The following is a 24,083-nucleotide window of genomic DNA, read 5'->3' as shown; positions in this document are numbered from 1 at the left end:
GGTTCTAAACATGGACATCCCCTCATACCTTTAGGGCAGGAGGGGATGTCCATGTTATGGAGGACTTGCGCGGCGGTATGGCTGGCCGCGGCTCTCTGGTTCGGCTTGCCGGGGGCTGCCGCCTCGGTGCCGGTACCGGAATCGTCGTCGGCAGGGAAGGTCCCGGAGGAAACGGCGGCGTTCCTGAAATCGGCCGAGGCGTTATATCAAGCTTCCGTCCAGGGGAGCGTCCCCGAAATCCGGAAACGCGTGTTGGAAACGGAACGGCGCCTTCGCTCGCTGTCGATGCAAGGGATCGCGTCCGCGGAAGGGATCGAAGCGCTTGCTCGCAGCGTCGCGCGCATGAAGCGGGTCGTCGCCTCCGCTTCGGGCAGCTCCGGGGACTTGAGGACGCCGGCCGCGGAAATCCGTCTGGCCGCGGATGCCCTCGCGCGTCCCGGCGCCCCCATGTGGCACGAGTACCGGACCGTCCTGCTCGATGACATCCATCGGCTCGAGGAAGCGATGAGCGAGGAGGGCAGTCCTGCTGCCGCCAAAGAACGGCTTGATTCGCTGAAGGCGCATTACGGTTTGATTCGGACCGCGGTTCTTCTTCGTTCCTCTCCCTTCGTAGCGGAAAGGGCGGATTCCGTTATACGGTATGCGGAGCGGGTGCTGCACGCGAATCAACCGGACCCGGGGTTGTACGATGGTTTGATTCCTTCTTTGCGCGAGTCGATGGAAGGGCTGTTCCCGGCGCAGCGCGAATCGCAGGCGGCGGCCATCGTCCCGGTGGCGGGCCCACCCTGGGGGTGGTCGGCGTTCATGGGCACCTTCATCGTGACCGTTCTGTCCTGGGTCGGTTGGCTGCGTTACCGACGGGCTGATCCCGTCAATCCTCGCGGAACCCTTCCCCCAGAACGTCGTGAACATCGTTAATGACGATAAAAGCCCGTTTGTCGTGTAGACGGACGAGGCTTTTTAATTTGCCGATTTCGAATCGGCTGACGACGCAGTAAACGACAGTCTTCGCTTGTTTGGAGTAGGCTCCGACCGCCGGCATCAGCGTCACGCCGCGCTCCAGCTCTTTCGTGATCGCCGCCGCCAGCTTCTCCGGTTCCTCGCAGATGATCGTGAACGCTTTGGCGGCATAGGCCCCCTCCTGGATGAAATCAATGATCTTGGAGGCGAGGAAGACGCTGACAAGCGTGTAGAGCACTTTCTCCTTGGGAATGAAAAGGAGCGAGCTGCCGAGAATGATCACGTCGAGGACGAGGATGATCTGCCCCATGCTCCATCCCTTCGCCCGGTGAAGGATGCGGGCGACGATGTCGACGCCGCCCGTCGTGCCGCCCGCGCGAAAGACGAGACCGAGTCCGGCGCCGAGCGTCAATCCGGCATAGAGCACGACGAGGATGAAATCGTGCTCCGTCTTGAACGGAACGATCCAGCCGGCGGCGACGGCCTCCTCGAGGATCCATAGAAACAGGGAGAGAAACACCGTGCCTCCGATCGTCAGTATCATCGCTTCCCGGCCAAGCTGGCGCCACCCGAGCAGGAACAGGGGCAGGTTGATGGCGAGGGTCGATATCGAGACCGGAATGCCGGCCGCGTAATTCAAGAGAACCGAGATGCCCGTCACTCCGCCTTCCATGAGCAAATTCGGCAAAATGAAATATTGAAGCCCGAAAGCGTACAAGGCGGTCCCCAAGGCGAGCAAGCCCCAGGTGCGTGCCGCGTTCCAGAAAGCAAGGTTCTTCATGCGGTAATCTCCTTCGGTTGTCGAATGCGACGGGAAAAATGGATTTGTCATCGGAAACGTCTTAGGCTAACATACAAGTATAAACGGAAATCGCCGACTAAGAACGGCGGGTACGTTTATATCGAAGGTGATTCAGTGAAGTACGGCAAGCAGGATACTTTCTGAATCACGGATGAAATCTTATGGAAAGGAAGCCGAGCATGGGAGAATCCCGCATCGCAAACCTTGCGCCCCAGAGCAAGCCGCTCTCGGAAATCCAACGCGAGGTGGACGCCTACATATCCCAATTCAAGGAAGGCTATTTCTCCCCGCTGTCCATGCTGGCCCGCATGACGGAAGAAGTCGGCGAGCTGGCGCGGGAAGTTAATCATCATTTTGGCGAGAAGCCCAAGAAGAAGGACGAGGATGAAAGCTCTATCGAGATGGAGCTGGGCGACGTATTCTTCATCGTCCTCTGCTTCGCGAACGCGCTCGGGATCGATTTGACCGAAGCGCACCGCAAGGTGATGCACAAGTTCAATACCCGCGACGCCAACCGGTGGACGAAGAAGGACACCGATACGCCGTAAAACTCATATGCTGTACCATCCCCGCACGTGGAAGAAAGGAGGATGGCCGGCATGGAAAGCATGGATATTGAAGAACGCAAAGACGGCATGGAGAACATGGATGGCATGGACGGGGACACTTGTCTCCGCCATGCGTATGACGCCATTTTGCACGGGGATTTCGAAGCGGCGGTCCATTGGTTCGGTCAGGCCATCGAATGGGAACCGGACAACGCATCCTACTATTATAAAGCTTCGATTACCTGCGCGAGAAGCGGAAAATCGGCTTTGGCCGAAATGTACGCCAAACGGGCGGTCGAGCTTGCTCCGGGCGACCCCGATTACGCGCTGAATCTTCGAACGATCGAGGCCAGACGCCTGCTGCTGGAATCCCGGATGATGCTGGAAAGGTCCATCCCGGATGCGGCCCAAGCGAAGCAGCTACTGCTGGAAGCCGAGAAATTGGATCCTCTTCTTGCGGAGGCCAAGCTGTTGCTCGGAATCGCCAGCCGGATGCTGGGCGATCTTCGGACGGCAATCGCCTATATACGGGATACGCTGAGCCTGGATCCGCAGCACGCGGAGGCATGCCGCCTGCTTCGGGAATACCGGGCGGAACGGCGCCGCAAGCTCCGGTCGCAACTGAAACCTCCCAAATCCTACAGAAACAGGTGAACCTCATCGATGAACGAACGCATCTCCGTCGCCGTGGCCGGAGCCACGGGACGAATGGGCCGCGAAGTGGTCCGCATGATCCTGGAAGACGAACAGCTCGTGCTTGCCGCCGCCGTTGCACGGTCCTCCGGCCCGGTCGACGCCGGCAGTCTCGCGGGCAAACCGGATACCGGCATCCGCGTCACGGCGGATTTGGCATCCGCGCTCGAATCGGCGCGGCCGGACGTGCTTGTCGACTTCACGAGCCCGAAGTCGGCCCTGCCGAATGCCGAAATCGCGATCGCGCACGGCGTACGGCCCGTAATCGGAACGACGGGTTTCACGCCGGAGCAAATTTCCGAACTGGACAAGCAGTGCCGGGAGAGAGGCATCGGCGGCCTGATCGCCCCCAACTTCTCGATCGGGGCGATCCTCATGATGAAGTTCTCGGCGATGGCTGCCAAATATTTTCCCCATGTGGAAATCATCGAATACCATGGAGACCAGAAGCTGGACGCGCCTTCCGGAACGTCGATCAAAACGGCGGAATGGATCGCCGAAACGCGTCAGGAGCTAAGGCAAGGCAACCCGCTCGAAGAAGAAGTGATCGAAGGAGCGCGCGGCGGTTATTATAACGGTTTCCGCATCCACAGCGTCCGGCTTCCCGGCGTTTTCGCGCAGCAGGAAGTCGTGTTCGGGGCTTTCGGGCAAACGCTCAAGATCCGCCACGACTCGTACGATCGGGCGGGGTACATGCCCGGCGTCAATACGGCGATCAAGAAGATCATGTCCGTAACCGGCTTGATTTATGGATTCGAACACCTGATGGACTGACGGAGAGGAGCTTCCGCACATATGTTGGATATCGCGCTTATCGCGCATGACCGCAAAAAGGACGAGATGGTCAATTTCGTCATCGCTTACGAACACGTACTGATGCCTCACCGGTTGTACGCGACCGGTACGACGGGCGGCCGGATCATGGAGGCGACCGATCTCACGGTCCACCGCTTCATGTCCGGACCGCTGGGCGGAGACCAACAGATCGGGGCCCGGGTGGCGGAGAATACGATGGACCTCATTATCTTCTTGAGGGATCCGCTCATGGCCCAGCCCCATGAACCGGACATTACGGCGCTGCTGCGGCTTTGCGACGTGCAGGGCATCCCGGTCGCGACGAACATCGCCACGGCGGAGATATTGGTCAAAGCGGTCGAGCGGGGAGATTTCGCCTGGCGCGAACTTGTCCATAAGTACAAACCGGGGATCGACGCATGAATGGCGATTCCGGAATCGGCCTCGATCTGCTCATTTTCGCCGCGCATCCGGACGATGCCGAAATCGGCATGGGCGGGACGATCGTCAAACACGTTCAAGCGGGGCAGACGGTCGGCATCATCGATCTCACCTATGCCGAAATGTCGTCCAACGGGGACGTGGAAACCCGGCAGCGCGAAGCCGCGGAGGCAAGCCGCGTGCTTGGGCTGACCGTCCGCGAGAATCTCGGGCTGCCGGATCGGCGCCTTGCTTCCGTACCGGAACAAGTGGACAAGTTGGTGTCCGCCATTCGCCGCCACCGTCCGCGACGGGTATTCGCCCCATACTTCATCGACCGCCATCCGGATCACGCCGCTTGCGGCCGAATGGCCGAGGAAGCGGTATTTAGCGCCAAGCTGCGCCGTTATTTGCCGGACGAACCCGCCTGGACGGTCGACAACCTGTTCTACTATTTCATTAACGACATGCATGCTCCCGCAATTATCGTGGACATTACCGACGTCCAGGAACGGAAAATGGCCGCCCTCCGGGCATACCGGTCGCAGTTCGAACCTTCGGGCTTGCAGCCGGATTGGGTGGAAACGCCGCTTACTCGCGGTTATTTGGACAACGTCGCGGCCCGGGACCGGCTGTTCGGACAACCCCATCGGCTCGCCTATGCGGAAGGTTTCATCGCCAAAGGCCCGGTCCGGTTCGACCTCTTCTGAGCAAGCAGGCAAGCCGGTTCGGAATAGAATAGACAGAAGCATAAATCGGATGACGCAAGGAGGAAACCCGATGAACCGGCCTCTAAAAATCGGCATTACCTGTTATCCGTCGCTCGGGGGCTCCGGCGTCGTCGCTACGGAACTCGGCAAAATTTTGGCGGAGAAGGGCCACGAAATTCATTTTATCGCCCACAGCATGCCGTTCCGCCTGGGCAGATTTCAGCGCAATATCTACTACCACGAGGTCGAAGTGACCGATTATTACGTCTTCCGTTATCCTCCTTACGATTTGTCGTTGGCCAGCAAAATGAACCAGGTCGCCCGCAACGTCGGCCTCGATGTCCTGCATGTCCACTATGCGGTTCCGCATGCCATTTGCGCTTATTTGGCGAAGCAAATGTCCGGCGACAAGCTGAAGGTGGTCACGACGCTGCACGGCACGGACATCACCGTCCTCGCGCAGGACGAAGCGCTCAAGGACATCATCCGGCTAGGCATCCGGAAGAGCGATGCCGTGACCGCGGTCAGCCGGGATTTGATCAAGGAAACCCGCGATCTGCTCGACATTTCGGAGACGATCGATCTCACCTACAACTTCGTGGACAAAAGGATCTACTATCCGAGGGAGTGCTCCGACCTTCGCCGCGATTACGCGGAACCGCATGAGAAGGTGCTCATGCATATCTCCAATTTCCGGCCGGTCAAGCGGACGCCGGATGTCGTGGACATTTTCGCGAAAGTGAACGCCGAAATCCCGTCCAAGTTGATTCTCGTGGGAGAAGGTCCCGATTTGCCGAAGCTGCAGTCCAAGATTTCGGCCATGGGGCTGACGGACCGCGTCGTGTTCCTCGGCAAGCAGGACGACGTGGCGCAGGTCGTTTCCATCGCCGATCTCATGCTGCTGCCTTCGGAGAAGGAAAGCTTCGGCCTCGTGGCGCTCGAAGCGATGGCTTGCGGCGTGCCGACGATCGGTTCGCTGGCCGGCGGGATTCCCGAGCTCGTGCAGCACGGCATCACGGGATATTTGGCTCCGGTCGGCCATACGGAGGAAATGGGCGCGTATGCGGTTGAACTGCTGCGTGACGAGAAGCGGTACGCGGATTTCCGGGAAGCTTGCTTGCAACGGGCGCACCGCGAATTTTGCGATCAGAAGATCAGCTCCCAATACGAGCAAATCTATTACCGCGTGCTCGGCCTTCCCGCGCCGCAGCCGTTCACGGCTTGCCAGGCGTAATGCTCTCGGGCGACCCGCTCGTCCTTGTGCGGACAAGACATCGCAGGAGGGTGGAATAACCGCGATGACGGAAAGCGATGAGGAGCTCTGGTCAGCCGGCATGGAGGTCGTCCAAAGGCTCGGAGAACACGGACACGAAGCTTATTTGGTCGGGGGCTGCGTCCGGGACCGCTTGCTCGGCCGTCCCCTCCATGACGTCGATATCGCGACGTCGGCCCTTCCGGAAGAGGTTATGGCGGCGTTCGACCGCACGATCCCGACCGGGCTTCAGCACGGCACCGTGACCGTCATGTTCGGCGGCAGGCCGTTCGAAGTGACCACGTACCGCACGGAGTCCGGGTACACGGATGCGCGAAGGCCGGACAAGGTGGCGTTCGTGCGCGATATCCGCGAGGATCTGGCCCGTCGCGATTTCACGTTCAACGCGATGGCGGCCGGCTTAAACGGAGAATGGATCGATCCCTTCGGCGGGCGTAATGATCTGGCGGAGGGAATCGTCCGTTGCGTCGGGGAAGCCCGGGAACGATTCGGCGAGGACGCGCTGCGAATGGTGCGGGCGATCCGTTTCGCGGCCGGGTTCGGCTTCCGGGTCGCGTTGTCGGTCTGGCGCGGCATACGTTCTCAAGGGCCGCGTCTGCGCCAAGTCGCGATGGAGCGGATCGGTTCGGAATGGGACAAAATGATGGAAGGCGCCGATCCGGCGCGGGCTTGCTCGCTGTTTGGGCGAAGCGGGCTGCTGCTGCATTTGAAGGAACCGCTGCCCCCCGCCGTCATGGCAGGATTGCAGGTTTCCGGTCCGGCGGCAGGGATCCGGCCGCTCCTCGAAATCGCGGACACCGACGTAAGGTGGATCGCCTGGCTGGCGGGAACGGGAGCCCATCCCGAGGATGCCGCGCGTTTCTGCAAAGCTTTGAAGTTCAGCGGCAAACGGGAAACGAGAATCGCCAAATCCCTGTCGTTCCATCGCGCCATGCCGGAACGGGGAGCGGATGTGCGAAGGGCGTTCCTGACGGCGACGCTCGATTTCGGACGGGCTGCCGCACTCGATTGGCTTTCGATGAAGGTGGAGGGCGCAAAGTACCAAAAATGGCTGGACGAGCTGCCGGCCGCTAAGGCCGCGCAATTGGCGGTCAGAGGGGACGAGCTTGTCCGGCATGCAGGCATGCCCGCCGGGCCGTGGGTCTCCCATTTACTGCGGCACCTGCTCGAGGAGACCGCGTTCGGACGGCTCGCGAACGAGAAGAACGCGCTGCTTCGGGCTGCCGAGACATACATCGTTCAAACGAAGAAGTAACGGATGGAGGGGGCCGCTTGAGCCGACAAACGCTGCTATCGCTGCTGGAGGCGGAATCCGGCGCTTACGTCTCCGGAGAAGAGATCAGCCGCAAGCTGAACGTTAGCCGAACCGCGATATGGAAGCAAATCCGGAAGCTTGAAGCCGAGGGCTATGAAATCGAAGCGGTGCCGAGGCTCGGATACCGGCTGATCGGAAAGCCGTCGCGCCTGTCTCTGCACGAACTGCTTCCGAAGCTCGCGACGCGCGAGTTCGGGCGCAACGTCAAGCTGTTCGAAGAGGTCGGGTCCACGAACGACGAGGTCCGCAAGCTGGCGGAAGACGGCGCGCCGCAAGGCACGCTGGTCATCGCGGAACGGCAGACGCGGGGCAGGGGCCGCATGGGCCGCTCGTGGCACTCTCCGGCAGGTAAAGGCGTGTGGATGAGCTTGCTGCTGCGCCCGCAGTTGCCGCTTCCGCTGACGCCGCAGCTCACGCTGCTCGCGGCGGTCGCGCTGAGCCGCGCCATCGCGCGGGTGGTTCCGCTGCCGATCGGCATTAAATGGCCGAATGATCTGCTGGTGAACGGAAGAAAAATAAGCGGGATCCTGCTCGAATCCGCCGCCGAGGACGAACGGCTCAAATACGTCGTCGTCGGAATGGGCATCTCGGCCAATTTGGACGAGGAAGATTATCCGGAGGAACTGCGGGAGAAGGCGGTTTCGCTCAAGATGGCTACCGGCCTTACGGTCGACCGAGCGGAGCTGATCGCGGCGGTGCTGGACGAGTTCGAACGGCTGTACGCGTTGTTTGAAGAACGGGGTTTCGCTCCGATCCGCGCGCTGTGGGAAGCCCATTCGATCACGCTGCATCGGCCCGCCGTGCTCCATACGCCGCAGGGACCGGTGGAAGGCGTGCCGGAAAGCTTGGAAGATTCGGGCGGCTTGCGCGTCCGGCTGCCGGACGGATCCGAGCGGACCGTGTATTCCGCCGAGGTGGGCGAAACGGCGAACCCGTAAAGCGGTTTTGGCCGTCTATTGGACGGTGGCCGCGGTCCGTGTTATACTGAACGTGCGCAAGGTGGTATCGGCCGGAAGCGGCGAACCGCACTTGCCAAGCAAGCAACCGCAAGCGAACCGAATACCGTCATGAGATTCGCGGCGGATTCTGCTCAGAGCCGAAGGGACCGAGACAGAAGGACGTGATTGGCGTTCTATGCCCGGAAACCTTTCTGCGACGAGCAAAAGGTTTTTTTGCTGTTTGCACCAGGTGTCCCCGAAAAGGAATCGGAAAACGCTGCGAAGCTCCGCGTCACTTTTTGGGGAAGGATTACGGAGGACCATCCCAAGAAAGAGGAGGACCATCCCATGAAACAAGCGTTAACCGTACCTAAAATCAAAGCCATGAAGCAAGCGGGGAAACCGATCGCCATGTTGACCGCCTACGACTATCCTTCCGCGATGCTGGCGGAGGAAGCGGGCGTCGACATCATCCTGGTCGGCGATTCCTTGGGCAACGTCGTGCTTGGCTACGATACGACCGTTCCCGTCACGCTGGAAGACATGATTTACCATACCCGCGCGGTCGTCCGCGGGGCGCCGGGCACGATGGTCGTGACCGACATGCCTTTCGCGACGTACCGCCTCGGGCCGGAAGAGACGCTGCGCAACGCGGCCCGTCTCATGCGGGAGGGCGGAGCGCACGCCGTGAAGATGGAAGGCGGCGCAGACCTGGCGGACGAGATCCGCAGGCTGACATTGTCCGGCATTCCCGTCATCGGCCATTTGGGCCTGACGCCGCAGTCGGTCCATCAGATCGGCGGCTACCGCGTGCAAGGCAAGGACCGCAAAGACGCGGAAAAGCTGCTCGAAGACGCCAAAGCGCTGGAGCAAGCAGGCGTTTTCGGCATCGTCCTGGAGCTGGTCACGGAACCGGTTGCGGCGGCGGTCACCAAATCGGTGAACGTGCCGACGATCGGGATCGGGGCCGGAAGGAGCTGCGACGGGCAAGTGCTCGTGTACCATGATTTGCTTCGTTACGGTTCCGGCATCCGGGACAAACGATTCGTGAAAACCTACGCCGATGTCGGCGCCACGATACGCCAAGCGATTTCGGAGTACGTGACCGAGGTCAAATCGCAGGCATTTCCGGAGGAGAAACACGGCTTCCCGCTGGACGAGGCTTCGGCCAAGGAACCCGTCACATCCGTCCGGCTGTATGGAGGAGAAGCCCCATGACCCCCTTAATCGTCCGGCGAGTCGCCGAGCTTCGGGAAGAAATCGAGGCGTTCCGCCGGCGTCAGCCCGGTAAGCAGGAAGTGGGCTTCGTGCCTACGATGGGTTATTTGCACGAAGGCCATGCCAGTTTGATCCGGCGCTCGGTCTCGGAGAACGGATTGACGGTGCTCAGCATTTTCGTCAACCCGCTCCAGTTCGGCCCGAACGAGGATTTCGAGCGTTATCCCCGCGACGAACGGCGGGATGTCGAGCTCGCGGAAGCCTCCGGAGCGGATATCGTGTTCATTCCTTCCGTCGAAGAGATGTACCCGGAGCCGATGCGGACGAAGGTCACCGTATCCGAATTGACCGACCGCTTGTGCGGCGCGAGCCGTCCCGGCCATTTCGACGGCGTGGCGACGGTCGTTTCCAAGCTGTTCCACATCGTGCAGCCGGATAGGGCTTATTTCGGCTTGAAGGATGCCCAGCAGGTGGCGGTGATCGCCCGGATGACGCGCGATTTGCATATCCCGGTCGATATCGTTCCTTGTCCCACGGTCCGGGAGGCGGACGGTCTGGCGCTCAGCTCGCGGAACGTTTACTTAAGCCCGGAAGAACGCAAACAAGCGCTCGTCTTGTCCCAATCGCTTGCGCAAGTGCCCGGATGGATCGAGGACGGCATGACCGAGGCCGAGCTGGCCGTACGCATCAGGGGCCGCATCCGATCCCAGCCGCTCGCCGATATCGATTACGTGGAAATCGCCACGTATCCGGATCTGACGCAACCGCCGGCCGAACGTCCGCTGCGGGAGTCCGAGGTGCCGCTGCTCGTGGCGCTGGCCGTCCGTTTCGGCAAAACCCGGCTCATCGACAACGTGCTCTTGTTTCCTTCGGAGGTGAAATGACATGTTCCGTCAAATGATGAAATCCAAAATCCACCGCGCGACCGTCACCGAAGCCAACTTGAACTACGTCGGCAGCGTGACGATCGACCAAGACTTGATGGAGCTCGTGGACATTCTCCCGGACGAGAAGGTCCAAATCGTCAACAACAATAACGGCGCCCGATTCGAGACTTACGCCATCCCGGGTCCGCGCGGGTCCGGCGTCGTTTGCCTGAACGGCGCGGCCGCCCGGCTCGTGCATCCGGGCGACAAGGTCATCATCATTTCCTACGGGTTCGCGACGGACGAAGAGGCTCGCTCGCACCAGCCGAAAATCGCCATCATGGACGATTCGAACCGCCCTGTCAAATTGATGGCCGAGGAGCCTCATTCGACCGTTTGGCAAAGCGTATGAAAGCATCCCCCGGAACGCAGAATGAGCAGTACAGCCACTGCGACAAGGGGGAACAGGCATGTCCATCATCCGGCATTGGTTCGCAACTCTTCACGAAACGCTCGACGATCTGATCATCCGTTATCCGAACGCAGCCGATGAGGAACGGGGCCGATTGTTGGAACAATGGAACGGGCTCAAGGCGCTGAGCGACGACATCGTGGAAAATTGGCTCCAGTTCGAAGACAAGCTGGCCGCGTTTCGGGAAATGGAGCAGCATGGGGCATTCGCCCCCCAGACCGAGTTGCTTCTGGGAGCATTTCAGAAGGGGCAGGGCTATTTCAAACTGCAAATGTTCGTCCAGGCGGCCGCTCAGCTCGAGGAAACGGTCAAGTCGTATCCCGATATGCTGACGGCGCGCCTGTACTTGGCCATGACCCGCATGCACCTCAAGGAGTGGGGAGAAGCGCAGCGGCATTTTCGCTTGATCGCGGCTTTGGCGGACGAGCCGAAACTGCGGGCGATCGCGTATAATGCATTAGGCTGTATCCAGGCCGTGTTCGCGCAGCTGGAGCAAGCCCAGCAATTTTTCCGCAAAGCGATCGAGGCCGACCCCTCCTTCGCGGATCCCCGGCGAAATCTGGAAAGCTGCCGGAAGGGCGGGGGAGAGCTGCACCTTCAGTTCGGAAGCGCAGAGCTGCAAGCCATGGTTTGATGCCGGGTTTGCCGCCCTCTTGAAGAAAGGAAGTCGTTCATGAAATTCGCCGTGCTCGATTTCGAGACGACGGGCATGTCAGAAATCCGGGACGAAATCATCCAGGCGGGACTCGCGGTCATTGACGAAGCGGGTACCGTCTGTTCCGCGTTTGCCAGCTTCGTGCGGCCGGAGAAGCCGGTTCCGGCGGAGATTACGAAGCTCACCGGCATCCGCGACGAGGACGTGCGGGAGGCCCCGGAGATCGAAGAAGTGCTGGCCCGTATGGTGCCTTATTTGCAGGATGCCGTGCTCGTCGGGCATAACGTGGAATTCGATGCCCGATTCCTCCAAGCGGCTCTGGACCGAAGCGGCTATTTGCCGTTTACGGGCAGAATGCTGGACACGGTCGAACTGACCCGGCTCACGTTTCCAACGCTTCCGTCCTATCAATTGTCTTCCTTGACGCAGACGTTCGGGATCGGGCACGACAGACCCCACCAAGCGGACAGCGACGCCCTGGCGACCGCCGAGCTGTTCACGATCGGCTTGAACAAGCTTCGCTCGCTTCCGATGCTGACGCTGCAGCGGTTAAACTCGCTGTTCGATCCCGAGCGCAGCGATCTCGGATGGCTGATTTCCCTCACGCTGCAAGACCGGGAAATCCGTCCGGCTGCGGACGAGCAAGGTTACCATTATCACCGCCAATTCGCGATGAAGGTCGGCGATTGGAGCGATGACGCCGCGGCCGCAGCGGATGATGCCGCAAGCGCTTTGGCCGGCATGACGTTCGAAGCGTTCGTGGAGAACGTCCGCCGAAACCTGAAAGAGCTTCTCCCCGCCTATGAGGAGAGAGAGGGGCAGGACATCATGTTCGGCGAAGTGCTGCAGTCCCTCGAGCAGGATTCGCATCTGCTCGTGGAAGCGGGCACCGGAACGGGCAAATCGTTGGGATACTTGCTTCCCTCTCTCTATTATGGTCTGAGGGAATCGAAAAAAATCGTCGTCACGACGCATACGATCCAGCTTCAGGAACAGCTCCGCCAGCGTGATCTTCCCCTGCTCCAGCAGGTGTTGCCGGTACCTTTCCGCGCTTCCGTGTTCAAGGGCCGCGGCAATTACCTGTGCCTGCGCAAGTTCGAAAATCGCGTGTCGGTCCCGGATTTCTCGCTCGGCGCGGACGATGCGGTCACACGCGGGGCGATGGTCGTCTGGCTCTCGGAAACGGCTACGGGAGAAGGCGAGGAGCTCAACCTGGGACGGGGCAGGGACGAATGGGACGCCGTAGCGAGCGACGCCGCGTCGTGCCTGAACCGGTCGTGTCCGTGGTTCCACAAATGTTTCTATCACCGGGCGCGCAACGATACCGGCAAGGCGGATCTGGTGATCACGAACCATGCGCTCGTGTTCACCGATATGCGGGCCGAACATCGCCTTCTGCCTTCGTACGACCGGCTGATCGTGGACGAAGCCCATCACCTCGAAGAGGTGGCGGGACAGCATCTGGGCCAGAAAACCGGCTATAACTCCTTGGCGATGCCGCTTGGGCGGTTATGGAGGGATGCCCGGAACGGCCTGATCCCGCAATTGGCCGGTGCTTTGACCTCCGTCGCACATGAACAAGCACCGGCATGGCTCGAGAAGGTGGAGCTGATGCGGGCCAAGCTGAGCGAAATCCGCGAGGCATGGGAGCGCTGGACGGAAGCGCTGTTCGGCCTGCTCGCGAGTCAGGCGGCGGCGGACGAAACGGGCAACCTGACGTTGCGTCTCAAGCCGGATGCCTTGCCGAATGGCTGGGAGACGATCCGGGTGGATGCGGAAAACGCGATCCAGCTCATGTCCGATTTCGTCCGGCCGATGGAGAAGCTGGCGGCGGAGATCCGGGACGAGACCGACGAGTATTCGCTGCAGGGCCTGCTGACCGATCTGAGCGGGGTCCTGAAGGATGTAGCGGAGGTTCGCGCGGAGACCGCGTCGTTCGTTTCCCTCGCGGAACCCGATTACGTCTATTGGGCGGAGGCGCATTACCAATACCGCGGCCGGTCGGTGTGGATGTACGGGGTTCCGGCCGACGTGAGCGGCTTGCTGAAGGAAGGCTTGTTCGACCGCAAGGCGAGCGTGGTCATGACGTCCGCGACTTTGACGGTCGATAAATCGTTCCAATACGTGACGGAGCAGCTCGGGCTGACGGAATCGGAGAAAGCAGGCCGTCTCCGCACCGCGGTGCTTCCTTCCCCGTTCCGGTATCGCGAGCAAGCGCTCGTGCTGATTCCGCGGGATTTTCCGGGCATTCGCGGCAAAGACGGCGATACCGCGTTTGTGAACGCGCTGGCGGATTCCTTGCGGGACGTCGCGCAAACCGTAGGCGGCCGCATGCTCGTTCTGTTCACGTCCCACCGCATGCTCAAGACGGTGTACGGACCGCTGAAGGAGAGCCTCGAGCCTGCCGGGATCCAGGTGCTCGGCCAGGGGATCGACGGCTCCAGCCGCAGCCGCTTGACGAAGCAATTCCGGGAACAGCCGGCTTCGGTGTTGCTCGGTACGAGCAGCTTCTGGGAAGGCGTCGACTTGCCGGGGGACGCGCTCACCTGCCTCGCGATCGTGAGGCTGCCGTTTCAGCCGCCCAACCATCCGGTCGTGGAGGCGAAGTCGGAGAAGCTGCAGGCGGAGAAAAAGAATCCGTTCATGAAGCTGTCCCTGCCGCAAGCCGTTATCCGCTTCAAGCAAGGGTTCGGCCGTCTGGTCCGAACCGCCACCGACCGCGGCATCGTCATTCTGTACGACACCCGCGTGCTCGATACGAGCTACGGAAAATACTTTCTGTATTCGCTGCCGGGACCGAAAATGGAGCATTTGCCGACAGCGGGCATGGCCGCCCGAATAAAGCAATGGCTGGACGCGGAACAAACGGACGAGGGAGGAGAAGCGGGATGAAGCAGGAGAAAATTTCGGAGGCGGTCGTTCGGCGGCTGCCGGTCTACTTACGTTTCCTTAACGAGCTCAGCCATTCGGACGTGCAAACCGTATCCTCGCAGGACCTGGGGGAGAAGTTGGACCTGAATCCGGCCCAAATCCGCAAGGACCTCGCCTATTTCGGGGAATTCGGGCGCAAGGGCGTCGGGTATAACGTGGCGTATCTGATCGAGAAAATCCGGCATATCCTGAAACTCGACAAACCTCTAAACGTCGGGCTCGTCGGCACCGGCAACTTGGGGCGGGCATTGTGCAACTATAATATGTATACCAAGGACAACATGAAAATCGTGGCTGTGTTCGACGCGGATCCGGGCAAGACGGGTACCCAAATCAACAACATGACGGTGCAGCCGATGTCGGAGCTGAAGGAGACGGTGAGCCGGCTCGGCATCGCGATCGGGATCATCACCGTTCCCGCGGTCGAAGCGCAGAACGTGGCCGATCAATTCGTGTCGGCAGGCATGAAGGGCATCCTGAATTTCGCTCCGTCCGTGCTGAAGGTGCCGGGCGACGTCCGGATTCATTACGCGGATTTTACCGCGGAGCTTCTCAGCTTGGCGTATTACATGGATTATGAAAAGCGTAAAGGACAAGGGGACGCAGACGATGAATAGATGGCTGGTTCGAAACGGGATTTTCGCCACGGCGGACGAGAACCGCCCGTTGATCCAAGGATGGATGGCGGTCGAAGGAACGCGCATCGCGAAGATCGGCGAGGGGGAACCGCCCGCCGAATGGCTGGAGTCCGTTTCCGAAACGCTCGACGGCCGGGATTTGCTGTTCCTGCCGGGACTCGTCAACACGCACGGCCATGCCGCGATGTCCTTGCTGCGCGGATACGCGGACGATCTCGCGCTTCAGGATTGGCTGCAAAACCATATGTGGCCGATGGAAGCGAAATTCAACGGAGACGACGTTTACTGGGGAAGCGCCCTTGCGGCCGCGGAAATGATCAAAAGTGGGACGACGACGTTCCTGGACATGTACGACCATATGAACCGGGTCGGGGAAGTGGTCGAAGCGTCAGGGATGCGCGCCGTGCTGACCCGCGGCATGATCGGCATGGTGCCCGAAGACGTGCAGAAGGCCAAGCTGAACGATGCCGTTACCTTCGCGAAGGAATGGCACGGCGCGGCGGACGGGCGGATTACCGTCATGATGTGCCCGCACGCCCCTTACACCTGTCCTCCGGATTTTATCGTCAAAGTCGTGGAAGCGGCGCACGAGCTGGACTTGCCGCTCCATACGCACATGTCGGAAACGCGCTTCGAAGTCGAGCAGAACGTACGTGATTACGGCGTCCGCCCGCCGGAGCATCTGGACCGGCTCGGCTTTTTCAGCCGGCCCGCGCTCGTGGCGCACGCCGTACACCTCACGGACGAGGAGATCGCCCTCCTCGCCGAGCGCAAGGTCGCCGTTTCGCACAACCCGGTCAGCAACCTGAAGCTGGCCAGCGGCGTCGCCCGCGTGCCGCAGCTGCTGGCGGCGGGCGTAACCGTGGGACTCGGCACGGACAGCGTCGCCAGCAACAACAACTTGGACCTGTTCGAGGAAATCCGGCTGGCGGCCTTGCTGCATAAAGGAGTAACCGGCGATCCGACGGTCATTCCGGCTGCCGAAGCGCTGCGCCTCGGAACCGTTAACGGCGCTCGTGCGCTCGGTTTGGACGGGGTCGCCGGCGTTCTTCGCCCGGGCATGAAGGCGGATTTCATCGCGGTATCGACCTCGAACACCCGATTCGTGCCGCGGACCGACATGATCTCCCACTTGGTCTACGCGGCTTCGGGCGCCGATGTGAAACACGTGTGGGCCGACGGCCGGCAGCTGCTCCGAAACGGCGAATTGCTCACGCTGGACGAGGAACGCATCCGACATGAGGCGCAGGCGCGCTTCGAGAGGCTTCGCGGATGAGCCTGAGCCGAACCGAAAGCCATCGCCGGCTGCCCGCCCTGTCGATGGGACGGATTCTTTTTGCGGGAGTGTCGTTCTTTGTCTTGCTGGCAGTTGCGGCCGTTCTGCACGTCCGTTCCGCCGATGCCGGATACCGCGCAGACGAGAACCGCGCGATCCAGGCGGCCATAACCGAAGGCGGACTCGCTCAGGTTGACCGGGCCGTATGGCATATTTGGGACGAGTCCGTCTGGGTGGTCATGGGCAAAGACAAGGACGGCCAGGAATGGATCTTGTGGGAGCGGAAAGACGGCATCGTGAAGGAGAAGCTGTCGGACGGCTTCTCGGAGTCCCGGATCCGGGAGCATTTCGCGTCCGAACGTCCTTCCGCGGTGCCGATCCGCGTGCTGCCGGGCTGGTTCGCGAACCGGCCGGTGTGGGAAATCCGCTACCGAAAGACGCCCCGAACCGCTCAGCAGGGCATCGATTTCTATTCGTTCAAAGACGGCACGTTGATCAAGAGCTACGACTTGCCGGGGCAGTAGCGGAAACGGAACCGCCGCGTTCATCCTCCAGCCGAGGGCGAGCGGGGCGGTTTTTTCGCCATGGTAGAATGTATACGTTTCCGGGGAGCGGTGATGGGGAAACGAGAGGAGAACCGATTACGGTTCTGGTGCTCCCGTTCATGTAGTGACTTCCGGAGACGTTATTTCTGCGAAACCCCCGACTACGAACGCTGTAGTGACTTCCGGAGACGTTATTTCTGCGAAACCCCCCGATTACGAACGCTGTAGTGACTTCCGGAGACGTTATTTCTGCGAAACCCCCGACTACGAACGCTGTAGTGACTTCCGAAGACGTTATTCGCATGCTCCTCGGCGAATCCGTGAAAATAGCGGCTCACAACTGCTATATGCCGCCAAAATGGTTGCCTATCATCCGTTGCCGCTCGGGTCGCCAGCCGGGGCGGTTTTTTACTTGGTCCGGTTACCAGTGTTTTTATGACCACGAGTCTATCAATATTTGATATACTTATTGCTACACGCGTATTGAAATGTTTACGTTTCATCCTATATCCGTTTACGATTCACCCGTTAAAGGAGGGGATACGAGATGAAAATCAAAATGATGCCGCTGACGTTGACCGCGGCCGTATCCGCGGCAATTTTGTTCGGCGGATGGACCGCGTACCGCCATTATGCCGTCGAACAACCGCTCGACCGCGTCGCGGCTTCCTTGCCGGGCGTGCAGTCCGCTTCGGCTTCCATGACATCCGGCGAAGTCGTCGTGGACGTAAAGCTCAAGCCCGATGCGGATTTGGCTGACGTGTACCGGAGGGTCAAGCTGGAAGGAGCCGATCAGATCGGCGGCAGAAAGCTTACGCTGAACGTGGAATCCGACACGTCTTCCAAGCTGGAGAAAGCCTGGAACGACTCGCTGTTCGACGTCGCGGAGGCGATGGAAACCCATCGTTACTCGGGCATTCGGACCGCGATGGACAAGCTTTCCCGGCATTATCCCGGCGTGACCGCCGCGACGGGCATGGACGACGATAACGTGTATATCCGGTTGACGGACGGAAAGTCGGCGAAATTCATCGTGCTGCCCCGCCAACCAGCAACCTTGGGGGTATGGCAGAATGCGTAATTGGAGAACGTACGGCAAAGAGATCGCGATCGGCTTCGTTTTCGTTCTCCTGCTGTTCCTGATCTATATCGGGGTTCCCGCGATGCCGATCGTCACGTTCGCGATGGTCGCGGCCGCGCTCTTCTTCCTCACGAAAGCCAGAGGGGGAATGGCCGTCGGCTCCGTGGGCAGGAAAGGCCCGGCCAAAGCGCCGCAATTCCTTTCCTTCGAGGACATCGGGGGGCAGGAGCAGGCGAAGAAGGAATTGGTCGAAGCGCTCGAGTTCATGGTCAAACGCGAGGAAATCCGGAAATTGGGCATTCGCCCGTTGAAAGGGATTTTGCTGACGGGACCTCCCGGGACGGGCAAAACGCTGCTGGCCAAAGCGGCCGCGCATTATACGCAATCGGCGTTCGTGGCCGCTTCCGGCAGCGAATTCGTCGAAATGTACGTCGGCGTAGGCGCCAGCCGGATCCGGGATTTGTTCAAGGAGGCACGCAGCCAAGCCGCGAAGCTGAAACGCCATTCCGCCGTCGTGTTCATCGATGAGATCGACGGCATCGGCGGCAAGCGCGACGGCGGCGGCCAGCACCGGGAATACGACCAAACGCTGAACCAGCTGCTGACCGAGATGGACGGCATTCAGGGCGACGAATCGATCCGCATCCTGCTCATTGCGGCGACCAACCGCAAGGAGCTGCTGGATCCTGCCCTGCTTCGCCCCGGCCGGTTCGACCGCCATATTCAGGTCGACTTGCCGGACAAGAAAGGGCGCGAGCATATTCTGCGGCTGCACGCCCGGAATAAACCGCTGGAGGAGGACGTTTCCCTGGTACGCGTGGCCGAGGAAACGTTCGGCTTCTCGGGGGCGCAGCTCGAGAGCGTCATGAACGAGGCCGCGATTTACGCGCTTCGCGAGGACCGCGATCGACTGAGCCAATCCGACCTGACGCAAGCGGTCGATAAAGTGATGATGGGCGAGCGGACCGACCGCGAGACGACGCGCGAAGAGCGCGAACGGGTGGCCATGCACGAGCTCGGCCACGCGATCATGGCGGAGACCCTTCGCCCCGGCAGCGTGGCGCAGGTGTCGTTGACGCCGCGCGGCCAAGCGCTTGGCTATGTACGCCATCATCCCCGTGCGGACAGTTACCTGTACACGAAGCAGACGCTGGAGGACCAGATCATGATCGCGCTCGGCGGAGCCGCGGCGGAGGAATTGATTTACGGCGGGCGAAGCACGGGGTCGCGAGGCGATTTCGAGCAGGCTACGGACATCGTCCGAACGCTGATCGAGTCCGGCATGTCTGAGCTTGGGATCATCCATCCGCAGGCGCTGACCAAGGAAGAATGGGCGAGGGAAAACGCCAGCATTTTGGACGGCTTGATGGAACGTACCCGCGAATATCTTAGCGCGAGCCGGGACAAGTTCGATCAGCTGCTGTCGATCCTTGTCCAAGAAGAGACGTTGTCGGGCGACCGATTGCGGGAATGCCTCGGGAAGACTTCTCCCGATTCGGCCGCATCATGATTTCCGAGGAAGCTGCAACGGCATTTAACGCCGGTGCAGCTTCTTCGCTCTCCAAGAGAAGTCTTGCCAATTCCTTGGGCGGTATGTCAAAATTCAAGAGGAAGCCGGTGACCGATGACACGGGATACACAACGAGTGTGGATGAGGCCTCTAACCATTTCACCGTGGGCGAAGCCTTCCCCATCACTCGTTTTTTGTTTCGGAAAATCGTTGTCGGACGGGCGGATGCCGCGAACGTAGTGATTATACATAGCTGCCGTTCGATCAATTTCAGCGATTCTCGACTTCCGCTTTGCCCGTCCGAGCATCGGGCTGCTGATTCATTTCAAGCGGCGTGATCATGCAAAGAAACTTTATCGGCCTGGCTGGCGTCCGAATCATTGAACCGGATCCGGGTTCGGATCGTCTAAGAATCGAGGTGCAAGGTTTTGAACTCCGAGACGAATTTGGATTACTTGAAATACATGGTCGAGACCGACGATCCGAAGGCGCTGCTGGACGAATTGATGACGGCCTACGGCAAGGAAGTCTGGAATTACGCCTACAGCATTACCCGCAAATGGGACATGGCCGACGACATCACCCAGGAAGTGTTCATCAAGGTGTACCGCCACCTCCATTCGTTCCGCCGGGATGCCTCCGTCAAAACCTGGCTGCTCACGATCACGCGCAACACGGCCATCGACTTTCAGCGTTCGGCATTCTTCCGCAAGGTGACTTTGTCCGACTGGATGGAGGAGCGGGGGGTTAACCGGTCGGTCGAACAGGAAACGATGGAAAAATGGGCCGTGAACGACATGTGGGCCCTGGTGCTCAAGCTGCCTGCGAAGTACCGGGAAGCCATCATCCTGTTCGCCCATCATCAGCTATCGATGAAAGAAATGGCGGACGTGCTCGGCGTGACCGAAGGAACCGTGAAATCGCGGCTGTTCCACGCCCGCCAGAAACTTGCGAAAATGAAGGAGATGAGCGAACATGGATCCGTTTGACAAGGAAATCAAGGAGCAGCTGGGTCAGGGTCCGTTCGCCCGAGGAGGGTTCGACCAGCGGCTGAGGCAGCGGATCAAGGACCGGATCGCGGAGGAGCGGGAGGGCGGACAACGCCGGCCGCGGACCGCCTCTTGGCGGATGCCGGCCGTGACGCTCGCGGCATTCGCGGCCATCCTTCTCGGCGTATGGCTGTGGCATGCGCTGAAGAATCCGGCGACGCTTCCGGACCGCGCGGCTGCTCCGTCCGTGCAAGCCGTCACCGCTTCGCCTTCGCCGCAGGAAACCGTTCAGCCGACGAAGAAATACGCGCTTCTCATCGGCTTGAGAGCCGATCGGAACGAGCGTAAGGCGTTTACGACCAGCACGTACCGGACCGCGCTCGTCGCTCCGGAGGGTTCGGATCCCGATAAGCTCAAGCTTTGGGCGGAAAACGAAGGGCTGTATGTGCCGTTCGGGCAAAATTTCTGGAAAATTTCCACCGTCTCGACCCAGGATGGGAGGCAGGCTCTGCAGGCGGTCCAGGTGACGAACCGGAATCGCCAGTCAAGCGAAGCCTCCGTTCAGATCCCCGACCGTCTCTTGTCGGAAAGGGTCATGTACGCGGGGAACACCTACCTTTCCATCGAATCGACGGTCCTTGACGGGAAAGGCAACTCGCAAGCTTATGCCTGGGTCAAGAACATCAATCAAATCAATTCGAAGGGGAAAGTTCCGGAGGCGGAACCGCACATTCCGCTCGTCAAGCTGTTCGAGAATGCGGAGCCGGAGCTTGCGGGAACCGAACAATGGGGCATTAGCCGCAACCCCGGCCAGTGGGTGGCGACTTCGCGGGAAGGCGATATTCTGGCGACCGCTCTGCCGGATACGATCGTGAAACATGACCGGCTGGCGCTGAGCTGGGAGGAGATCCAGAAAATCGAACCCGGAGCGAAGGACGCCTTCATGTATGGGACCGTCCTCGGGGTGGTGACGGGAACGGAGATCCGCGTTTACTCGATACGTGACGGGGCCCCGTTATCCGAGGCGGTTACCGTGAAGCTGGCCGGCCGGGAGTCCGTGGTCATGATCCAGTGGGCCCAGAACGACAAAATCGATTACGTGGAAAAATGGATCAACGACATGCGGGAGTTGTCCCGCGAACAACCCTAACTTGACGCGAGTCGTCGTCCGGGGCCGAGAAGCCGCCGGACGATTTTTTTTCTTTACCGGGGATTTGTAAGGGAACCGTCACGACACTCATTACCGCGCCGCGCGCGGTTGTGATAAGATGGAACTGTTCCGGTTTCGGAACCGTTCAACATCGCAGGGAGGAAATGCAGCATGTTTCGCACAATCGGAGTCGTAGGTGCCGGCACGATGGGCCGCAGCATCGCGGAAATGCTCGCGGTGAAGGGGCTCGACGTGCTGCTCTTGGAGAAATCTCCGGAACAGCTCGAATCGGCCATGGGCCTGCTCGAAGCCAGCCTGGACCGCCAAATGGAACGCTGGGCGATCACGGCCGCAGAGAAAAAACTGATCCTTAACCGGATACATAAGCAGCAAACGCTTCAGGATCTCGGCGAGTGCGATCTGGTCATCGAGACCGTCAGCGAGGATCTGGAAATCAAAAAGCAAGTGTTCGAGGAATTGGACCGCTGCTTGCCGGAGAGCTCCGTGCTCGCAAGCAATACGTCCACGCTCAGCTTGACCGAGCTCGCGGGCCAGGCCGCGTTTCCGGAACGGGTCATCGGCATGCACTTCGTCTACCCGGCGTTCCGGGTCGACGTCGTGGAAATCATCCGGGGCCTGCAGACGTCGGACGACACTTTCCGTCGGACGAAGGACTTCATCGAAACGGTGCTCTCCAAAAAAGGCGTAATGGTATACGAATCGCCCGGTTTCGTCACGACGCGCCTCATCTGCCTGCTGATCAACGAGGCGCTCCATCTGTTGGAAGAAGGGGTCGCGTCACCGGAGGATATCGACACTGCCATGCGGATCGGATATCAATTCGAACGCGGCCCCCTCGAGATGGCCGACCGCTTCGGGCTCGATTCCGTGCTGGCCGCGCTCGAGCGGATGTTCCGCGAATACGGGGAGCTGAAATACCGGCCGTCCTTCCTCCTGAAGAAAAAAGTGCGGGCCGGCCAGCTCGGCGTCAAAACGGGCACCGGATTTTTCCAATACGGCAAGGACGGGGAGCGGACGTCATGAACGTGCTGGTGATCAATTCCGGAAGCTCGTCGCTCAAATACCAGCTGTACGATATGAGGGACGAGTCCATTCTCGCCAAAGGCCGAGTGGAGCGGATCGGCATGGATTCGTCGATCCTGTCGCACGAACCCGGCAACCGGCCGGAAGTCCGGGAAGTGAGCGAAATCCTGGACCATACGACCGCGGTGAGGAAGGTGCTGGACATGCTCACGCACCGGGAGTTCGGCGTGCTCCGTACGATCCATGACATCGAAGCGGTCGGGCACCGGGTCGTACACGGAGGGGAATCGTTCGGCGAATCGGTCCTCGTGACGCCCGAAGTCAAACTCGAAATCCGGCGGCTGTTCGATCTCGCGCCGCTGCACAATCCGGCCCATATGACCGGTATCTCCGCCGTGGAGTCGAACTTGCCGGATGTGCCTCAGGCGGTCGTGTTCGATACCGCCTTCCACCAAACGATGCCGCCAAGCTCGTATTTGTACGCGATTCCGACGGTCCTCTACCGGAAGCACAAAATCCGGCGGTACGGATTCCACGGCACGTCCGTGGATTACGTAAGCCGCAGCGCGGCGGAATTCCTCGGCCGACCGGTGTCCGGGCTGAAGCTGGTCGTCTGCCATATCGGCAACGGAGCCAGCTGCACGGCCGTCCTCCACGGCAAATCGTACGATACGAGCATGGGCATGACGCCGCTGGAAGGCCTCATGATGGGGACGCGCAGCGGCGATCTCGATCCGGCGATCGTTCCATACACGATCAACAAGGAAGAACTGACGCTGAACGAAGTGAATTCGATGCTGAACAAGCACAGCGGCCTGCTGGCCGTGTCCGGCATCAGCAGCGACATGCGGGAAGTCGTTCAGGCGATGGAGTCGGGCAACGAAAGCGCCCGTCTCGCGTTCGAGATGTACGCCTATCGCATCCGCAAATACATCGGGGCCTACGCGGCCGCCATGAACGGCTTGGACGCGGTGGTGTTCACCGCGGGCGTCGGGGAAAATTCGGACGTGCTCCGCAAACGGGTGTGCGAAGGGCTCACGTTCCTGGGCATCGAACTCGACGAAGCGCGCAACGCCGTCCGCTCCGGAGAACCCCGGCTGATCACCGCAGACGGTTCGCGGGTGGCTGCGCTTGTCGTTCCGACGAACGAAGAACTGCTTATCGCCCGGGATACGTACCGTCTTGTCGCGCAATCGCGGACGCCGGAATCGTCCGGTCCATCCGGGACAGGGAAGGGGACATGACAAGTGGAGA

25 protein-coding genes are annotated in these 24,083 nt (G+C 60.4%); 24 read left to right on the top strand and 1 reads right to left on the bottom strand.

The features are described from left to right. Positions 1 to 51: 51 nt before the first annotated feature. Entirely contained in the window at positions 52 to 918 is an 867-nt protein-coding gene (locus GE107_RS11195; protein ID WP_219639946.1) for a sporulation protein YpjB, read from the top strand. Here the strand turns inward: GE107_RS11195 and GE107_RS11190 are convergent. Beyond that, the gene (locus GE107_RS11190; protein WP_219639945.1) at positions 872 to 1,741 is read right to left on the bottom strand and encodes a YitT family protein; all 870 of its coding nucleotides are present in this window, start codon (positions 1,739 to 1,741) and stop codon (positions 872 to 874) included. The two genes, GE107_RS11195 and GE107_RS11190, sit on opposite strands and share 47 nt — an antisense overlap. A gap of 200 nt (positions 1,742 to 1,941) precedes the next feature. Here GE107_RS11190 and GE107_RS11185 point away from each other — a divergent pair, with 200 nt between their 5' ends. The 23 genes from GE107_RS11185 to GE107_RS11075 all read left to right on the top strand — a co-directional run bounded on the left by GE107_RS11185 (position 1,942) and on the right by GE107_RS11075 (position 24,073). Further along, on the top strand, positions 1,942 to 2,310 hold the full coding sequence (locus GE107_RS11185) for a nucleotide pyrophosphohydrolase (RefSeq protein WP_219639944.1): 369 nt from the start codon (positions 1,942 to 1,944) through the stop codon (positions 2,308 to 2,310). Between the two features lie 51 nt (positions 2,311 to 2,361). Continuing rightward, the gene (locus GE107_RS11180; RefSeq protein ID WP_219639943.1) at positions 2,362 to 2,964 is read left to right on the top strand and encodes a tetratricopeptide repeat protein; all 603 of its coding nucleotides are present in this window, start codon (positions 2,362 to 2,364) and stop codon (positions 2,962 to 2,964) included. Between the two features lie 9 nt (positions 2,965 to 2,973). Next, positions 2,974 to 3,777 carry a 4-hydroxy-tetrahydrodipicolinate reductase gene (gene dapB / locus GE107_RS11175; protein WP_219639941.1) on the top strand — a complete coding sequence of 268 codons (804 nt, stop codon included), beginning with the start codon at positions 2,974 to 2,976 and terminating at the stop codon, positions 3,775 to 3,777. A 21-nt stretch (positions 3,778 to 3,798) separates the two neighbouring features. Next, positions 3,799 to 4,221, top strand: a complete 423-nt coding sequence (mgsA, locus tag GE107_RS11170) for a methylglyoxal synthase (RefSeq protein WP_219639939.1) — start codon at positions 3,799 to 3,801, stop codon at positions 4,219 to 4,221. Continuing rightward, entirely contained in the window at positions 4,218 to 4,928 is a 711-nt protein-coding gene (gene bshB1 / locus GE107_RS11165; RefSeq protein ID WP_219639938.1) for a bacillithiol biosynthesis deacetylase BshB1, read from the top strand. Before mgsA ends, bshB1 begins: the two co-directional genes overlap by 4 nt. Positions 4,929 to 4,998: 70 nt before the next feature. Further along, a complete protein-coding gene (gene bshA, locus GE107_RS11160) occupies positions 4,999 to 6,162 on the top strand; it encodes an N-acetyl-alpha-D-glucosaminyl L-malate synthase BshA (protein ID WP_219639936.1) in 1,164 nt (387 codons plus the stop codon). Positions 6,163 to 6,226: 64 nt separating this feature from the next. After that, positions 6,227 to 7,456 carry a CCA tRNA nucleotidyltransferase gene (locus GE107_RS11155; protein ID WP_219639934.1) on the top strand — a complete coding sequence of 410 codons (1,230 nt, stop codon included), beginning with the start codon at positions 6,227 to 6,229 and terminating at the stop codon, positions 7,454 to 7,456. A gap of 17 nt (positions 7,457 to 7,473) precedes the next feature. After that, positions 7,474 to 8,454: a biotin--[acetyl-CoA-carboxylase] ligase gene (locus GE107_RS11150; RefSeq protein ID WP_219639932.1), complete on the top strand. Its 981-nt coding sequence runs from the start codon at positions 7,474 to 7,476 to the stop codon at positions 8,452 to 8,454. Positions 8,455 to 8,802: 348 nt separating this feature from the next. Further along, complete coding sequence (gene panB / locus GE107_RS11145; RefSeq protein WP_219639930.1) at positions 8,803 to 9,672, top strand: 3-methyl-2-oxobutanoate hydroxymethyltransferase; 870 nt, start codon at positions 8,803 to 8,805, stop codon at positions 9,670 to 9,672. Beyond that, positions 9,669 to 10,556 carry a pantoate--beta-alanine ligase gene (gene panC / locus GE107_RS11140; protein ID WP_219639929.1) on the top strand — a complete coding sequence of 296 codons (888 nt, stop codon included), beginning with the start codon at positions 9,669 to 9,671 and terminating at the stop codon, positions 10,554 to 10,556. The genes panB and panC overlap by 4 nt, the downstream gene beginning before the upstream one ends. Position 10,557: 1 nt before the next feature. Further along, on the top strand, positions 10,558 to 10,950 hold the full coding sequence (gene panD, locus GE107_RS11135; protein ID WP_219639927.1) for an aspartate 1-decarboxylase: 393 nt from the start codon (positions 10,558 to 10,560) through the stop codon (positions 10,948 to 10,950). Between the two features lie 58 nt (positions 10,951 to 11,008). Beyond that, positions 11,009 to 11,644, top strand: coding sequence for a tetratricopeptide repeat protein (locus GE107_RS11130; RefSeq protein ID WP_219639924.1), 636 nt, complete (start codon positions 11,009 to 11,011; stop codon positions 11,642 to 11,644). 39 nt (positions 11,645 to 11,683) lie between these two features. After that, positions 11,684 to 14,557, top strand: a complete 2,874-nt coding sequence (gene dinG, locus GE107_RS11125) for an ATP-dependent DNA helicase DinG (RefSeq protein WP_219639922.1) — start codon at positions 11,684 to 11,686, stop codon at positions 14,555 to 14,557. Then, positions 14,554 to 15,213: a redox-sensing transcriptional repressor Rex gene (locus GE107_RS11120; RefSeq protein WP_219639920.1), complete on the top strand. Its 660-nt coding sequence runs from the start codon at positions 14,554 to 14,556 to the stop codon at positions 15,211 to 15,213. Before dinG ends, GE107_RS11120 begins: the two co-directional genes overlap by 4 nt. Then, on the top strand, positions 15,206 to 16,510 hold the full coding sequence (locus GE107_RS11115) for an amidohydrolase (RefSeq protein WP_219639918.1): 1,305 nt from the start codon (positions 15,206 to 15,208) through the stop codon (positions 16,508 to 16,510). Before GE107_RS11120 ends, GE107_RS11115 begins: the two co-directional genes overlap by 8 nt. After that, positions 16,507 to 17,034 (top strand): cell wall elongation regulator TseB-like domain-containing protein, encoded by a 528-nt coding sequence (locus GE107_RS11110; protein ID WP_219639916.1) that lies wholly within the window; start codon positions 16,507 to 16,509, stop codon positions 17,032 to 17,034. The genes GE107_RS11115 and GE107_RS11110 overlap by 4 nt, the downstream gene beginning before the upstream one ends. Positions 17,035 to 17,602: 568 nt before the next feature. Beyond that, the gene (locus GE107_RS11105; RefSeq protein ID WP_219639914.1) at positions 17,603 to 18,136 is read left to right on the top strand and encodes a hypothetical protein; all 534 of its coding nucleotides are present in this window, start codon (positions 17,603 to 17,605) and stop codon (positions 18,134 to 18,136) included. Beyond that, a complete protein-coding gene (locus GE107_RS11100) occupies positions 18,129 to 19,646 on the top strand; it encodes an AAA family ATPase (protein ID WP_219639912.1) in 1,518 nt (505 codons plus the stop codon). The genes GE107_RS11105 and GE107_RS11100 overlap by 8 nt, the downstream gene beginning before the upstream one ends. Then, the gene (locus GE107_RS11095) at positions 19,607 to 19,984 is read left to right on the top strand and encodes a hypothetical protein (protein WP_219640236.1); all 378 of its coding nucleotides are present in this window, start codon (positions 19,607 to 19,609) and stop codon (positions 19,982 to 19,984) included. The genes GE107_RS11100 and GE107_RS11095 overlap by 40 nt, the downstream gene beginning before the upstream one ends. 90 nt (positions 19,985 to 20,074) lie before the next feature. Further along, positions 20,075 to 20,635 (top strand): RNA polymerase sigma factor, encoded by a 561-nt coding sequence (locus GE107_RS11090; RefSeq protein WP_255570403.1) that lies wholly within the window; start codon positions 20,075 to 20,077, stop codon positions 20,633 to 20,635. Continuing rightward, on the top strand, positions 20,622 to 21,785 hold the full coding sequence (locus tag GE107_RS11085; RefSeq protein ID WP_219639910.1) for an anti-sigma factor: 1,164 nt from the start codon (positions 20,622 to 20,624) through the stop codon (positions 21,783 to 21,785). Before GE107_RS11090 ends, GE107_RS11085 begins: the two co-directional genes overlap by 14 nt. Positions 21,786 to 21,956: 171 nt before the next feature. Further along, positions 21,957 to 22,829: a 3-hydroxyacyl-CoA dehydrogenase family protein gene (locus GE107_RS11080; protein WP_219639908.1), complete on the top strand. Its 873-nt coding sequence runs from the start codon at positions 21,957 to 21,959 to the stop codon at positions 22,827 to 22,829. Next, positions 22,826 to 24,073: an acetate/propionate family kinase gene (locus GE107_RS11075; protein WP_219639906.1), complete on the top strand. Its 1,248-nt coding sequence runs from the start codon at positions 22,826 to 22,828 to the stop codon at positions 24,071 to 24,073. Before GE107_RS11080 ends, GE107_RS11075 begins: the two co-directional genes overlap by 4 nt. The last annotated feature ends 10 nt before the right edge of the window (positions 24,074 to 24,083 follow it).

The sequence above is a fragment of the Cohnella sp. CFH 77786 genome, from assembly GCF_019400745.1.
In the GTDB taxonomy this organism is placed as follows: Bacteria; Bacillota; Bacilli; order Paenibacillales; family Paenibacillaceae; genus Cohnella.
Note: the sequence above shows the minus strand (reverse complement) of the source record. Positions and strands in the feature narration are given on the sequence as shown.